This window comes from Moorena sp. SIOASIH, assembly GCF_010671925.1.
Lineage (GTDB): Bacteria > Cyanobacteriota > Cyanobacteriia > Cyanobacteriales > Coleofasciculaceae > Moorena.
This window is the reverse complement of the sequence record NZ_JAAHIH010000002.1, coordinates 830,725-847,508: the sequence shown is the minus strand read 5'-3', so window position 1 is coordinate 847,508 and position 16,784 is coordinate 830,725. Positions and strand designations below refer to the sequence as shown.

General features: G+C 42.0%; 5 protein-coding genes. 4 read left to right on the top strand and 1 reads right to left on the bottom strand.

Annotated features, from left to right (window positions below):
• The first annotated feature begins 130 nt into the window (after nucleotides 1-130).
• From F6J90_RS11355 to F6J90_RS11345, 3 genes are all read left to right on the top strand, one after another.
• Entirely contained in the window at nucleotides 131-8,284 is an 8,154-nt protein-coding gene (locus F6J90_RS11355; RefSeq protein ID WP_293093052.1) for a LamG-like jellyroll fold domain-containing protein, read from the top strand.
• A gap of 146 nt (nucleotides 8,285-8,430) precedes the next feature.
• On the top strand, nucleotides 8,431-13,158 hold the full coding sequence (locus F6J90_RS11350) for a hypothetical protein (protein ID WP_293093050.1): 4,728 nt from the start codon (nucleotides 8,431-8,433) through the stop codon (nucleotides 13,156-13,158).
• A 271-nt stretch (nucleotides 13,159-13,429) separates the two neighbouring features.
• Nucleotides 13,430-15,928, top strand: a complete 2,499-nt coding sequence (locus tag F6J90_RS11345; RefSeq protein ID WP_293093048.1) for a hypothetical protein — start codon at nucleotides 13,430-13,432, stop codon at nucleotides 15,926-15,928.
• A gap of 100 nt (nucleotides 15,929-16,028) precedes the next feature.
• Here F6J90_RS11345 and F6J90_RS11340 read toward each other — a convergent pair whose 3' ends face one another.
• The gene (locus F6J90_RS11340) at nucleotides 16,029-16,169 is read right to left on the bottom strand and encodes a hypothetical protein (protein WP_293093045.1); all 141 of its coding nucleotides are present in this window, start codon (nucleotides 16,167-16,169) and stop codon (nucleotides 16,029-16,031) included.
• A 442-nt stretch (nucleotides 16,170-16,611) separates the two neighbouring features.
• Here F6J90_RS11340 and F6J90_RS11335 point away from each other — a divergent pair, with 442 nt between their 5' ends.
• The gene (locus tag F6J90_RS11335; protein WP_293093043.1) at nucleotides 16,612-16,761 is read left to right on the top strand and encodes a hypothetical protein; all 150 of its coding nucleotides are present in this window, start codon (nucleotides 16,612-16,614) and stop codon (nucleotides 16,759-16,761) included.
• Nucleotides 16,762-16,784: the final 23 nt, after the last annotated feature.

Here is a 16,784-nt window from a genome sequence, read left to right as displayed (position 1 = left end):
AAGTAATCTAATCATTAATACTCATTTGAACCAAACGGTTTTTGCCCACCCTACAGGCTGGTATCAATTGCAACCGTGAACCGTTGGTTCCGTTCACGATCGCACACTACACACGAAGGAAATAATAGTTATGAACAACCAAAGTGTTTTTGATAATTTCATCTTTGATAATTTCCTCAAATCCTATGAGGACAAAACCTACAAACATCCCACCCTGGTGCGACACAAAGGCACAGTGATTGCCTTTGCCATGGACGATGAGCGACGTATCTATTACACAGTCCTCGACCTCAGCGACAGTGATGAAAACAAAGGACCAATAGATGTAGAATACTGGTCTAAAAATCCCAGCCCCCTGTATTTCTCCAACGAAATTGCCCAGGTGGGTTATGGCTTGGTGGGGGCTACCAGAATGCCCACAGTCAAGAAAGGAACACGAACTGAAGACAAGCCAGAAAAATTAAACCTTGACGAAATTGACGACTTCCTCTCAACCACAGCAAGACTAACAGCAGATGCGCCTTTCCAGGTACTTTCTGACGATCAGTATATCTATGTCTTTCGTCAGTCTATTGCTAGTAGTGACCCAAATATAGTCTATAAACTCACCAGACTCGAAGGTGGTGGCTCATCTGGGGATAGCACCAGAGATAACTCCGAATTTGTTCTTTCTGGAGGCAATAAAGTCCCCCTAGTCAACAATACTCTGTTATTAGACCGCTTTGTCCTTGCAGGTGCTCAATTACAGCCCAAGATGGAAGTGCGTTATAAACGCAGCCGCAACAAAACCCAACCAGCTAATGCCAAGGATAGTCTAGGGGCTAAAGATATCGAAAGCAAACCTTTCTATGAGCCTACCCAAGAACTAGATTTCGTGCGCCAGCTTCAGGGAGGACGTTTCCAAGTTCTGTTGTTGCCGACCCAGATAGCTAATATTCAGCGCTGGCAAGTCTTTGCTTATAACAGTGCTACTAGCAAGATTGACTCCTTTAATATTGAGCGGGCTGGTGATGGCTTGTTTAATACTAAAGGCACTATCTATTACACTAGCCCTAACCCAGAATATCAGAATGCCGTTTTCCAACGTCGTAGTGGAGTAGACTCCTTTACGAATGAGGAGTTAGTGCCAATTCTTAGTGCCCAGGGTGCAGCAGAATCAGCACTTAGTTTTGATGGTACTGATGATTATGTGGATTTAGGGAATCCCTCGGAATTACAGATTACAGGCAGTCAGACCATCGAAATGTGGGTCAAACCCTTGTCTTTGGCCAACAGGCAAAGTCTTTTCTGTAAAGCCTATAACGGTGAGGGAGCAATTACCCTAGAAGTAGACGGCAAACTTTCCTATTACTACGGTACTGGTGGTAATAATCCTAGTGAGGCCAATATCAATCATGATACTTTTCAGGGAATTTTAAGTAGTTTTGGACTGCTGCGGGATGAATGGTCTCATATTGCGATTGTCAGGAATTTCGAGAGCAGGACACTAACCTGGTACATTGACGGTGCTTTTGCAGGTGAGGAGATTATTACTCATAGTGCAGCTACAGCAGGTAATGAAAATGTTTTTCTAGCCAAAGGGTATGCCGATAATTTTAACGGTTGTATAGATGAAGTCCGGATTTGGAATCGCGCCCGTAGTGGTTATGAAATTAACGAGGATAGGCATCATCGCTTGGTAGGAAGGGAACCAGGATTAGTTGGTTACTGGCGCTTTGATGAAAATACTGGTACTACAGTTTATGACCAAACTGATTCGGCTAACAACGGTACGATTTCTGGTGCAACTTGGCAAAAGTCAGATGCCCTCATTGGCAATCATCCAGGGGTGAGTCGGGATAGTTTTTCATTTACTGGGCGCACCATTGAATCAGGATTAACAGCGGTGCAGTATTTCCAACAAGAAGATGCTCAAATCGGTAATGAGCAAGAAAGCAAGCCGATGAAAACTAATGCCCGGGTGATGTTGGCAGTGGCTACAGGTGGAACCGATGCCAATGGAGCGACAACCACTAACAAGTACATTGCTGGATTAGATTTTGCTGTTTCTCGTGAAGGGAAGCTAACACAGGTACCAGATAATCTCTCTTTGAGTTGGCTCAATCGAACGGATCTTGATGGTGATTCTATCGAGACCTCTTTTGCTGCAGTTGGGAGTTTAGAAGCGGAAGTTAGCCAACTGAAACGAGAGATTCAAACACTTAATGCAGAGATTGAAGAATTACGAATAATACCTGAGAGGTTGCAAATAATCTCTGAAGATAAGGAGGAATTTGAAAATCAATTACAAGAATTACAACCATTATTAGAAACTGAAGCAGAGTCTGTATCCTTTTCTTCTTCTTCTCCTTCATTACTATCCCTATTTGACTATCAACTCATTAATCATAGCTCATATCCAGTCACGGTATCTATATCTTTATCAAGGCAAAGATTCGAGGACGGAATTGAGAGATTAAAGACAGTAATTAGTGTATTAGAAAATCAAAAGGTTGCCTTAACAGCTCAAAAGGCTGAGTTCGATAGTAAAACGGCAGAGCTAAGTCAAAAACAAGCTAGCCTGAGTACCAAACAAGAACAACTTGAGCGCAAAAAAGAAACATTATACGGTCAAGTATCATTGCCCATGGCTCTGTTACATACCGACTCTGATGGCTTGACTGCTTCCGGGGCATTACTAGGCTTTGCCCATACTGGTGATACCCCCCAGCTATTTGACAGTGCTATGGGTAAACTAGCTCTTTATTTCCAAGGAACCAACACCCAGTTCTTTACTGCTTACTACGATACTAAAACAGCCCGAGCTCAAAAAGTTATTGATACAGATGGAGGCAAAGTTCGCTTTCTCGCTCGTTCAACTGGTGCTGAGTCAAACGCTGCTACCATTACTATTAGTGATGGCAATAGTGATGATACCTGTGAAGTTACTATTGCTAACTCGGAAACAGGGATTACCGAAACCTGGGAAAATGTGCCGCGAGACCCCCGGATGTTTAGCAAAGTTCTCAATGGACAGGCAAAGCCTCTCTATTTAGCACAAGTCGCAGCAACATCCGGTACAGTCAGTGAACTTACTCTAGTAGAAACAACCAACCGCCAGCTAGCAGCAGGTGCGGTGTTGAAAATTGGTGATACCACAGTTACCACAAGTGCAGAAGTTTCAGTCAACTCCAGCAGTATTCCTGTCAACAGTGTATCTCTAGATGTAGAAGAAGAGACTCCAGTTTATTTGGTTTTATACGATTACGCTTCCGATTATGCTGTCAATACTCCTGATGCATCTGCCAATACTTCTGTAACTCTCTCAGCACTGAGTTTTGATGGCTCAGGTGATTATATAGATTGTAGAGTAATTGATTTTGCCCGCAACAATTACACTGTTGAAGCCTGGTTCAAGACCTCTGTCTCCTCTACACTAGACATTTTTGCTGCTACTTATTACAATCACGGTATTTTGCTTGAAGTCCGTCCTCAGGGAACCTTGCGCTACTTGCATCGCCAGCCAATAGGAGGCAGTGGCGGAACTAGCCTTTTCACTACAAATACTTACACTGATGGTCAGTGGCATCATCTGGCAGCGGTTAAGAGCAGCACCAATATGTCACTGTATGTAGACGGTTCTCTACAAGTACAAGAATCTGCTCCAAGCGACTTTACCGACTCCCTAGAAGTTGTCATTGGCAGGCTAAGCAAAAGCAACAGTGCCAGATATTTCAATGGTGAACTTGATGAAGTCCGTATCTGGAATCGCGATCGCACCCTAGAAGAAATCAAAGCTGATATGAACCGCCGACTTAGCGGTAAAGAATCTGGATTATTAGGGTACTGGCATTTTGAAGAAGGTACAGCCAGGGACTATAGTGGCAATGGCCATGATGGAACTATATATGGTAATCCTCAAAATGTGTCATCTCCTCCAGCCTTAATAAACAATAGTGATCTACAACAAGAAAATCTACAACAAGAAAAGAGTTCCCGACAATTTCTGGTCTATTCGGAGGCAACCGCAGGCACAATTCCTAATGGCACAGTCACAAGTTTAGGGGATGCTCCTTCTTGTCGTTGGGTAGCTGATGCTCCTGGCTTGGCTTTAGACTTTGATGGACAAAGTCAATATCTAGCTATAGGTGAGGATGAAATACCTCAGATGGATGCTACTGCTAACCTAACTCTGGAGGCATGGGTTAAACCCAAAGTAGTCAGCACTGCAGCTCGAATAATAGTTTATAATGACAGATCAAAAAATAGTCAATATACTCTGGGGTTACTAGAGCAAGGCTCCTCAGCACTAGAGTTTGATGGCTCCAATGATTATGTAGACTGCGGTACCCAAATCCAAATTACTGAAGCCATTACCGTAGAGGCATGGGTAAACAAAATTAGCAATCAGGATGGTTTGATCCTCTATACAGGAGGTGGTTGGAGTGATTATGGATACAACCTATTCTGGTATCAAGGCAAGATACGTGTTGAGCTGCAAAGATCTGGTGAAAAAGTTACACTCGACAACAATAGTCCTAGTTATGATGAGTGGCATCACATTGCATATACTTGGGATAACACCTCAAATACAATAATTGTTTACATTGACGGTAACCGACAGCCTTCGACAAGAACATTTACAGGTCCGATTGGAACTCCGAACCAACCATTGAATATTGGTAGGAGCCAAACTAGAAATAACTACTTTAAAGGTCAAATTGACGATGTCCGCATCTGGGACTATGCCCGCAGCGAAGAACAAATCCAAGCTAATAAAGATCGAAGACTCACTGGTAACGAACCCGGTTTAGTAGGTTACTGGCACTTTGAAGGTGGAACAGCCCAAGACTATAGTGGCAATGGCAATGATGGAACGATACATGGCAGTCCTACTAATGTCTCTTCTCCCCTCCAGGAAGGCTACAAAGTCTTTGCCGGAGTAGGAGATAGCTACCTCAAAACTAAGGATGTCTTCCCCCTTGATAACTGGAATCATTTGGCTGTCAGTTATAACCAGTCTTATGCCCTGAATTTCGATGGTAACGACTATCTCGACTGCGGCAAAAACCGGGCACTCAATCTGTGTGAGGACTTGACCATAGAAACAGTAGTACAGGTGAGTGACAGCAACTTACGCAGTATTCTCAGTAAAGGTCAGATGGGTTATGGGTTAGAAAAAGAAAGTGTACCCTATGCTTTGCAAGTAGAAGCAGGTCAACTGACTTTCTCCTTTGAAGACAGTCAAGGCAGGATTCATAAATTAGAGTCTCCTGCAAACCAAATTCAGACCAATACAGTTCACAAAATCGCTGTTACTCGTCAAAAAGTTACTCAAACTACTGACAGTGGAGCAGACCCCGATGCTTGGGGCACTGGAGATGTAGCAGATATTGATGCCAAGACTGGTGATTTTACCTCTAGTGAAAATCAAAAAATTGACAAGGCAATGAAAGCTGACTACGTTGCCTCCAAAAAACGAGGTAAAAAGCTCAAGCAAGGGTTGAGAGACCAGGATACTGCAACTACCTCCGAGCAACCGACATTCATCACTGGTCAAGGAACTGCTCAGTGGCTAGAACTGAAAATGTATATTGATGGTTTGCTGGTATGCAGTCGAGTGATTGAACCCCCTGTTAGTCCTGAAGGTAATAGTCAGCCCTTAGAAATTGGCAGAATAGGTAACAGTTATTTTCAGGGTAAAATTGCCGAAGTAAAGCTTTGGAGTCGGGCACTAGAAAAAGGTGAAATTCACCGAAATCTTACCGGGCAGGAAGAAGGTTTAGTTGCCTGGTGGCAGTTGGAAGAAAACGAAGGAAATCTAGCCAATGATTTCAAAGGAGGCAACCACGCTCAAATTAAAGGTGCGACTTGGTGTAAAAATCCAGATGTAGAAGCTTCCGAGTTTCTCCTTTATAGTAATGGTGTTGTCCTAGGAACAGAATCAGTAGCATCTAATGATTCAATGGTGTTCCCGATGAGTTCTCAATTCACCCTTGGCGCTCACAAAGCTGGTGGTGGTCCTTCAAATTACGATCAATGCTTCAATGGCATTATGGAAGAAGTACGAGTTTGGAAAGTCGTACGCACCCAAGAGCAAATTCTCGACAATGTATTTACCCGCCTCAAAGGAGAAAAGCAAGACCTAATCGCTAATTACACCTTTGATGAAATTTTTGATAATGAGTTGAAAGACAGCAGTTTGATGGGAAATCATCTGATCCTGCGAGCACAAGCAGGCAAACCGACATCTGTTTTTTCTGATGCTCCGATCAGCAACGATATTCCTCAAGTGCGTTCAGCCTTAGCAGCAATTCAAACTGTATTCAATGCCCAGATAGACAGTAGTCCTGCTGTCACCGAGTACGGGGATATGCAATATGACAGCCAGCAGAATCTAACTGGAGTCTTCAAACGCTGCTACACTTACATTAAAGATGGTAAATGGCGGTTAATTACTGGTTACAAAGTCGGTAATTTGATTACTGAATGGGTCTCTCAGGTACAGTTCGACCCTCAAATTATTGGTTACATCGAAGGCGCACCACCTATACCAAGTGAAAACATGACCGTCGGCCCCGTATCGCTTGGAGACACTGACACTTACAAACAAGCTAGCACAGTAGAATTAATTGAAGCAGAAGATGTAAATTATAACTTCTCTAGTTCCAAAGAAAATGGTTTTGACTCTTCCTTTGAAGCAGCAATGTCTACAGGTGTAGAGTTAGACCTACGGACTCTACTTGCTCCCCTTGGTTTTGGTGTTTCCTTCAAAGCCAAAGTACAATTAAAGGTCTCAGGTAGTGGCAAGTTTCAATCCTCCGGCGGTTGGACTGATGAAAGCAGAATCACTAGTGGGCGAACAGTGACCAGAAATATGCGGGCAACTGCCGTAGGTTATTGGGAAGATAAAAATAATCTGCTCAATCCCCGCTTAGGCCAACGGTATGTTCCTAATAATCAGGGATTTGCCCTGGTACAATCAGAAACAGCTGACGTTTTTGCGTTACGTTTAGCTCACAATAACGCTCTGATTTCCTATCGTTTTCAGCCCAACCCTGATATTCCCAAAGATTGGAACATTATCTCGTTCCCCATCAACCCCCGCTATACTAAACAGGGAACCCTAGATGGTAAAGTTGGTTATCAACCTGATGGCAGCGTTCAAACTGACCCAGATTATCCCCAAGCCACTCAGTATGGAGAATATAGCTACTTTAAGCCCATAGAAACCTATGCTCTGAAACGGCAAATTGAGAGGGAAGCGGCAGAGTTAACAAATTATTATCAGAACTACGATGCCTCACCCCTATCTAATAGCATTCTCAAAGATGTAATGAGCACCAATGCAGGACTTTTAGCCAGTGCTGCTGGAGCTATTCCTATTGGAGGAATAGGTTTAGGAGCTGCTAGCACCTTTGGCAGTCTTGCCGATGCCCTGACCAAAGACCAAAGCTTACCAGAAAAATTTGCTACTCGCAATATTGCGAATACCTATGTGTGGACAGCAGACGGGGGATTCTATGCTGAAACCACTAATACTATGGATGTCAGGCAAGAATCGAGTAGTGGTTCCTATTCTTTTAATACCAATTTTACTGGCGGTATTTCTTTGAATGTATCTGCTGCTGGCTCTTTTGGATTTGATTTGAATGGTAGTACAGGCGGTCATCTGAACATGACCCAATCTAAAAGTGCGGAAACGTCTGAATCTTTCCGAGTTGAAGTTCAGGTTAATCCCCAGAACAACTTGTACAAATATGAAGTTCCTGAAGATCAAAAAGATTGGGAGTCAACCTATGTAGATTATTTGCTCCAGTATGATACTGAGGGTAATCCGATTAAAGTTCCTGGCAAGGTCGATGCCTATCGGTTTATGACTTTCTACCTAGAGCCTAAAGCAGAAAACTTTGAAGACTTCTATGGTAAAGTAGTAGACCCGATCTGGATTGAGCAGAGCAACGACCCTAATGCTCAAGCCCTACGGGAAGCCAAGCAAAGTGAGAAAAAACCAGCCTGCTGGCGGATTATGCACCGAGTTACTTTTGTCAGCCGTCTGCTACAAGATTTTAATGATAATGCTGCTTCTCAGTTAGCTAAAGATGCCAGGGCATTGAATATTGAAAGCAACTGGCAACTGATTAAAACATTGGAGCCTTTTGTGAAGAACAAAACAGATAATTTTGTGCAGTTTGCGGATGCAGTGCGGGATGCTTTAGAAGAGCATTTACCAGAATTGCAGCCCCACTCACCAGAAATTATCGCATACATGGCTCAATACTACGGTTTAGCTGAGGATGCCTAATCCTCTTTAGGTTGGGTTTTGCCTCTTAACCCAACCTAACTGTGGCTTCAAGGGGTAGCCTCAGCTATTACTAGCAGGAATCTACACCTTGAAGCCCAACCTTATAAAAGCTATTTCTTTACTACCACAAATAGGAAATAATCATCATGCCAACTGAAACAAGTCAAATCGATATTTCTGATTTTGACCAATTTAAAAATTTGATGCAGACAGTTATCACCAAGTTAGACAATTTTCAACCAGGTGAACTGAATAAGATCAAAGCCCAAATTGCAGCAGAGGATAGACAGATTGTAGGGCTAGAATCAGAAATATCTGATTTAAGCTACAAACTATCCTATATCTCAACTGTACAACGATTAGACGAGCTTAAGGACGCAAGCGATCCAGACTCCATAGCTGAGAGATCAGAACTGAACACAGACGCTCAAGGACTTTTGACAGCACTAGGATTAACCAGAGATACATTACTCGATGGTAAAACCTTAGAGGAAGCGAAGGCTCAATTTGAACAGGAACAAGAGTCGAAAATCTCTCTTGTAAAGAAGTACAAAAATGACAGGCCAAAACTAGAAAAAGAACAAGATAAGTTAGTTTCAAAAATTAACCAGCAACTGCAATCTTTCAACACAGTAAAACAAACTATTCAAACCCAATTGAACAGTCTGAGCAGTCCACCTACAGAAGAACAAAAAAAAGCTTTATACAAGTCTCTGCAAACTCTGTCTAAAACAGTTCCAGATAACACATATCAAAGAACTCTCACACTTTTAGACCTCAACGCCCGTGCTAGTTTATCAGAGAAAATAACTCAGCAAATACGGGAACAGCTAAACCAGCAATTTACCCCTCTTTTAAGCAAACCAGGAAATTCACAAAAAATTAAAGTTAACTTAAGTTTAGGAGCTGAGTTCGGCATCTTATCTGCTCTCACAGCTGGTGTCACCCTTAATGGTGAATTGTCTTACTCAATTACCGTCAACAACGATCGCCGTATCCAGGTAGAGAATAGCAAACTTGTCTCTTTAAGTTTAGGTGGAAACCTAGGGTCAGATGACGAAGAAACCTTATCTGCATCAGCAAAATTGACAGGAGACATACAATCTGGACAGAAACGTACTTATAACAGAATTGAGGATTTTGTACAGGCAGAAACTAGCCGTATTAGCACCGCTATGATACAATACAGTGCTAACAAAAATCCACTCAATCTAACTCCTTTCGAGAAATTATTCCGTCAGAAGAAAGCTCTTAAGCTCCGTGACGAAGCACGTAGAAAGCAATCAGAACTGAATCGCAATGCACAACTTCTAGGTTTGGTAGATACAAGCAACAGTTTTACCGTACCCCCAGAGTCAACAGTTGACTACCGAACTACAGACTTTCGTGCAGTATCCGGTAGCAGCGAATTAGGTCTGAACACAGGGTTAGTAGAATTGGGTATCGGCAGAACGGATAAACTGAAGTTAGAGAAAAGCTCCCGTACGATCAACTTTCTCGACAATATGCTAGAACACAGATCGCCTTCAGTAATTTATAGCATCAAAAAACCAGAGTATGTTAATTTTACTATTGAGCAAGGAGGGACAAAAACCGTATATCAAGGCCGTGAAGGTGCTGAAAAACTTGAGAATTTACAGGTTGGTATTAATGCTCTGAAAACAGACATCAAGTCAAATCCAACTTTGGAAAACCAATACGCCCTCCGAGAATTGCGTCATGAACTCAAAGATGCCCTGCGTAATTTGTACTGGGAATATCAGGAATTTACTCAATTAGCGAACCGTAAGGATAGCCCAGATTCACCTGCGGAAGTTAAACAACGACTGGAAATATTAAAGAAAGACCGAGGTATATCTATTCAGTCGAGAATATTTGACAGTGATAGTGTAGGTAGTCGCGCCGAGTATCTCAAGGCTATCAGTGTACAATATTCACAGTTAGCCAATTTGTATTATGACAGCTTTCCTGAGGGACAAACTCCTTTGAACTGGGATTATGAGTTTAATGATTATTTGCAGGATTTTAAAACGTTACTCAAAACTCCTCAATATTTTATTCCATCAGATGACCTGAATCAAGTATTTAATGCTAAACAAATTGCCCTAGGTAAAGAAATTTCTCAGGCAGCTTCCTTTACTGTCGGGGGGGATGTAATTTCCTCCATCGCTGGTTCTTTATCAGTAGAAGCAACCTATACCGAGATTCTCAAAGCTGATAACGAGTACACTGAAGGTAAGGGTATTTCAGTAGAAATTAAACTTTCAAGTACCGAATCTTTACAGGATACAATTAAAGGAGTTATTGAACAGCTGAACAGCAGGACAAACCTGAATATTGATGAGTCGATAGTAGACGCAACTATTGGCAACGATACAGTTCGATTAGAACCTAGTTTGGAAGATGGGGAAACTAACAAAATAGAGTTTAGTTTAGCCGAGAATGCTGGTTCATACTATCTTCAGTATATACGAATTTCTGATGAGTATACCCGCGACTTGAGTGCTGAAGTACCAATTGAGACTGGGCAAGGTGTTACCCTCAAAATAGGTGGCGGTGTAGGTCGGACCGCTACCCGTAACCGCTGGGAATTTATTGCTAATAACACAATTACCTATATACGTGATATCTATACTGGCTTCAAATTAGGAGAACGGAACGAAGACTGGGAAAAATTTAAGACAAAGGAAGAATCCTTTTTACGGAGGTTGTTTGACCAGTTGAGCAAAGAGAATACTAATGCAGCTCACGAAATGACTGACAATCTTAACAAAATTAACAAATCGGCAGTGACCCAAGCCTGGAATACAGCGTTGGCAAATTATCGCAGGGATCCACAAGGCAAATACGGAGAACTTGTGAGTGCTTTCGATCAAGTGATGAACGAGCGTTATCTAGTATTCAAACAAAACTCTGACGAACGCTTTGTCAACAACTTCAGAACTCGAGATTTGAAAGAATATGTGAACATGGTACTGTCTAGAGCAGCAACTGAGTTTGCCATAGAATACAGAGTCCCAGCAACAGTTAATCAAGATATCAATAGTTTGCGAACATGGGCAGAAGCAGAATATGCTAACAGACCAAGTCCAAATAAGCTTGACATTCTCAAGCAAGTCTATGCCCTAGATTATGCTAGCAATTCTTTAAATGACCTCCTGAAATCTCCGGATGAGATTAAGCGCAAAGGAACTACACTACAACTGCTCGATGATAATTACATTGATGAATGTCGCCGAAATCCCAAGGTTTACCTCCAGGATGGTGTAAGTGGCCAAATTGTGGTCAATCGAAGAGACCCTCGCTTGATTTCCTTAGATGTCACCATAGGGAGTGATGTTACTAGGCAAGGAAATTACCAGCAACTAATGAACAATAAGTTCAGCAATATTACTGCCAATAATATCCTTGTACAAATGGGTAAAATCACAAGGGAAGGAGAATCAGACCAAGATAAATCTCAACTACCTGATAGTTATCCTAAAGTACTTGCTCAAATTCTTCAGAACTACGGACTGGGTAGTATCACTCGCAACGAAACTGTTAACAAGATAGCAGAAGGAAAAGCGACGGCAAATGAGCTCGACAGATATACTAATCAGATAGTAGAAGTTTTTCAAAATGCTCTCAGTAAAAAAGACCCACCAAATTACAGCGACAGTGATCTGGAAATTATTACTCGTCTGCTCCATGAAAATTCTACTCGCTTGCAACAAGCTTCGGATACTGAAACTTATATGAAGGTCATCTCCAAAGCCGAAATTGAAAATCTGCTCAAAAAAGAATCGGGAGACCCAACATTGACTGGGTTCAGTAATTTTAATCAGTATTCGGAAACATTACCTGCCAGCGATGTAATCAGACAATTTGGACTAGATTACCAATATCAAAATGATTCTGGAGAAATGATCAAACCTTATCTGATGTCAGCAGCTGGACAAGATCGAACACTTCCCTTCGTTTACTATGTCACCACACCCATGACAGAGGAGATCAAAAATAATGCCAAGATACCCCTCGACCGCAAAGTGAAAGCGAAACTAGAAGCGATCGCCAATGACCCCCGAAGAAGCGACGACGATGAAATCAAAACAATGGCAAAAGAACTCACTGCTGTAGGAGTTTATCATGAACTTACTCCTCAGTATACCTATGATCAACCCAGATATGGTACTCAAACTGATGGCAAAAGCTCCTATGCAGGTATGCTGCGAGCAACTTATTCCACTTCCAACTCTCAACTCTCACCAGGAGCTACGATTCGAGCCAAAGGACCTAACGGCGAAGATTTTAAAATAGCTGATTGGAATGGTTTGGCATGGACTGTATCTCCTCAAAGTTCAGTAGATTTACCAGATTGGCTCAAGGATCGGGGACGACCAGAAGACCAACTCAATGTTGAGGCAGAGTTAAAACCATGGAAGATAGTAGGTGACAATAGAGTTACACCACCAACCAATCTTCCAGAACCAGTAAGAGCCTTTATGGCGCACCATTTCCAAATGAGTTTAGATGATATCACCATCCAAAGAGTTAATAGTACAGATAATGATGATTCAACGGCTACATTAATTAAATTTAAGCCTGGAGAGTATAATGATACTTCAGAAGAAGGGTTGAATAAAATTGCTAACAAATTGGGTGATACACTGAAGCTTAAATTTCCCAGTCATGACAATCAATCTAATATTCCCAGAGCCATAGCTGCAATCAATAGTGAGTTAACTACCAGGTCTGGACCTATGAAGACTGATGTAATGATGGGACGCCGACCAAAAGCTCCGGTTAAACCGAGGAAGAACAACAACTCTAAGCACTATACAGGTAAACCATCCCTTGGCTCTACACTAAGAAGAGGAACTCGCCCGAAATAAACCAAAGTTTTATCATAGCTTGTTAGGCTATCCTCAAACCACAGAAAATGTAGATTTCTGGAAATGGATATAGCATTCCTATATCCTGATCAAAGTCCAAAGCAATTTTAACTAGCTCAGGACTTACGCAAAGACACTATATCTAGTAGGCAAAAACTATAAGGTCACTAATTAGTGGTAGGCGTTGATGAGGGTTTTAATCGCCCATCATACGCCGCTAAATTGCTGATTGCTGATTACTGACAGCTATTCAATTAGGAGATTAAGAATTATGCCTGAAGCTAACGTTGCCAATAAGACAATTATTTCTCTGGAAAACTTTCTGGACAAAATGACAGAGAAATATAAACAGGATTTTATTGATAAAGTTACAGAACACTCAGATGGAAGTATAGACCAAACTAGAGCTGACGAGTATTTTCGGACCTTTGTTAAAGCTTTATACAACAATCGAGTCGAAGGCATAGGACCAGGTTACGGTTATTTCTATGAAGGTGGAGCAGCAGGGGAAAAAGGAAGACAAAACTTAGTTGAAGCCTTTCACGAAGAAGTATCCGAGTTTATTCGAGCATTTGGTCCAGTAGCTGCTCAGGGTTCAACTCTATTGTGGAGTTCCTATGCCATTGGTCGATTTGCTGCTGAAGACAAAGAAATTCTCAGAAGTGCTGGAGTTACGGATGAAAATGCCGAAACTCTCAATAAAACAAAAATTGGTGAACTTTGGGATAAACTGAAGATTACCACTGAAATGGATGAGCAAATTGGTTATATATGGGACAATCAATATCATGTCTGGGCTAGCGTGTCTAAAGAATTTGCTTCTAATGCTGAGGGTGAAGTCCATGTCTTTCTTCCGAAAAATATTGCTGCATCCACAGTTTTCTGGAACGTAGAATTACCTGAGCTGCGTCAGCGGATGCAACCTTTTACCAATGACCCTAAGGTTGATAAAATCACTATTCATCGCCTGACTGATCAAGCACTTGCAGACGTGAACGAGATCAATAATAGGCAATGGGAATGGCAAAAACAACTCAACGAAGCCACTGATGATAGTGAGAGGAACAAGTTTCAAGCAGAGATCGATAAGTGCAATGAAGAAAAGAAGCAAGTTATGCTCAAAACCGACAACACTAATAACTATATTAGTTGGCAAAATTTAGACTTTTCAGAAGCTACTTTAGAAGTACCGAAGTTTTCCGATAAACAAAATAAACTGTTAGAGGATTCCAATCCTTTATTGCTTGCCCGAATGGACAACTACGTCAGAAGTAATCACAAGAGTAGCGAAATTACTATTAATAAGCTTACTGAGATTGCTCGACGCTGGAAAGATAAAGCTAACACCCCGAGCACAGATATTGAGGTATATCGACAAATTGCAGACAAGTACGGTCACTTTCCAACATTTGTGCCCTTTCCCATTGTTAATAAGATAGCAGCAGGTCAAGGGACAAGTGGTGATATTAGAAAATACGGTGACAAGTTAGTAAAAGCTTTTCAAAACGATCTCAGTACAAAGGAACCACAAAATTATAACGACAGTGATATAGAAATTATTACTCGTTTGCTTTATGACAATTATACTCGCTTGCAACAAGCTTCGAGTATTGAAATGTCTACAAAAGTAATCTCCAAAACCGAACTCGCAAAGCTGGTCAGAACAGACCCTGGAGCTCTCACATTGGGTGGCTTCAGTAACTTTAATCAGTATTCTCAACAATTATCTGCCGGAGAAACCATCCAGCGATTTGGACTAAATTACCAATACCAAGATGCTTCAGGACAAACAGTTAAACCTTATCAAATGTCAGTAGGTGGTCGAGATCAAGCACTGCCCTTTGTTTACTATGTCACCACACCAATAACAAACGAGATCAAAGATAATGCCAAGATACCTCTCGATCCTACAGTGAAAACCAAGCTAGAGGCGATCGCCAATGATGCCAACAGAGATGACAACGATGAACTCAAAAAAATGGCAAAAGAACTTACCACTCCTGGAGTTTATCATGAATTGACTCCTAATACTGATAACCATCTACCCAGATATGGTACTCAAACTGATGGCAAAAAATCCTATGCAGGTATGCTGCGCACAACTTATTCCCCAACCAGCTCTGAACTCTCACCAGGAACAATGATTCGAGCCAAAGGGCCTAACGGCGAGGATTTTAAAATTGCTGATTGGGATGGCTTGAGATGGACTGTATCTCCTCAAAGTTCATTAGACTTTCCCAGCTGGATGCAAAATCAAGGGCGACCAGAAGATCGACTCAACTTTAATAACGATTTAGAACAATGGAAGATGATCGGTGAAAGTAAAATGATACCACCAACCAGGATTCCAGCACCAGTAAAAGGTTTTATGGAACATCATTTCCAAACGAGTTTAAATGAGATCACTATCCAAAAAGTTGGCAGTCTAGATAATGATGATTCAACGGCTACATTAATTAAATTTAAGCTAGGAGAGTATAACGATAGCACAGAAGCAGGGTTAACTAAAATTGCTAACAAGTTAGGTAATGCACTCAAGCTTAAATTTGCTAATAATGGCAATCAACCTGATATTTCCAAAGCCATAACTGAAATCAATAAAGAGTTACCTACGAAGTCTGTATCTATTAAGAATGATTTGATGATACTACGCCGGGTAAAAATTATCTCCGACAATGTTACTAAGAAATTAAAGTCTAGGTACCCTACAGGTAAAACCCCCTCTGTGTCACCGGCTACAAGAAGACCGGTCTCAAGACGATCCAGATGATGATCGTCGGGTAAAGAAGAAATACGTGCAAAATTGAACAAGAGGTAAACGTTTGTAACAAAGAGTAGATTAGACCAATAGAAACTTTGCCTAATTTGAGTTATTCTAGGCAAAGTTTCTCCCCTTTATAGGCTTTGTTCCATGAATCGATGTCGGGTTGACACGGCTGGGCATCTTGGCGGGGGGGAATGGTTGCCTTGGCCTGCCGTTGCCAGCTGAAAACTATTCCGAATCCTGACATGATATAGCAGAAGTCAGAAGTCAGAAGTCAGAAGTCAGAAGTCAAACTCTTGCGCTTATTTAGGTTTGAGACTTTTGTCATGTCCTAACTGCCCTGGCGACTGCTATATCAACTCTCATATCATGTCAGGATAATTACCCTTAATAAAAACCTCCCCCATCTCCCCATCTGGCCATCTCCCCATCGGGTGCATCTCATATTTGTAAAAAAGATCGGAAGTGTGGGGCCCGGGCGCGGGGCCTCACAGGGGTAGGTTTTTTACATTAAGGTCAAACATGGGGCGACCCAGAGGGAGAGGAAAAGGAAAACAACGAAAAAGCGGTGCAGCGCCGACCTGCGGGGGTTTCCCCCACTCGCGCTTTGCATCCCTTTCTTATCCCCCACACCCCACACCCCACACCCCACACCCCACACCTGAGGTCTTTGTAAAAAACCTACCCTTATGAGGGGCGCGGGGCCCGGGCGCGGGGAGTGTGGGAATTTTCGCCCGAATTTTTGCCTAATTTCAAAAGCGATGCATCGCTTTGCGTCAATTCTTGTCCACTGTTCCCTGTTCCCTGTTCCCTGTTCCCGACTTCTGCCAGAAGTCTAATGATGAAACCAAGAATCACTCAA

What these genes read in the sequence shown, in the direction of transcription:
- F6J90_RS11355 (WP_293093052.1), top strand. Translation starts at nt 131, where the DNA reads ATGAACAACCAAAGTGTTTTTGATAATTTCATCTTTGATAATTTCCTC.
- F6J90_RS11350 (WP_293093050.1), top strand. Translation starts at nt 8,431, where the DNA reads ATGCCAACTGAAACAAGTCAAATCGATATTTCTGATTTTGACCAATTT.
- F6J90_RS11345 (WP_293093048.1), top strand. Translation starts at nt 13,430, where the DNA reads ATGCCTGAAGCTAACGTTGCCAATAAGACAATTATTTCTCTGGAAAAC.
- F6J90_RS11340 (WP_293093045.1), bottom strand. Translation starts at nt 16,169, where the DNA reads ATGTCAGGATTCGGAATAGTTTTCAGCTGGCAACGGCAGGCCAAGGCA.
- F6J90_RS11335 (WP_293093043.1), top strand. Translation starts at nt 16,612, where the DNA reads ATGAGGGGCGCGGGGCCCGGGCGCGGGGAGTGTGGGAATTTTCGCCCG.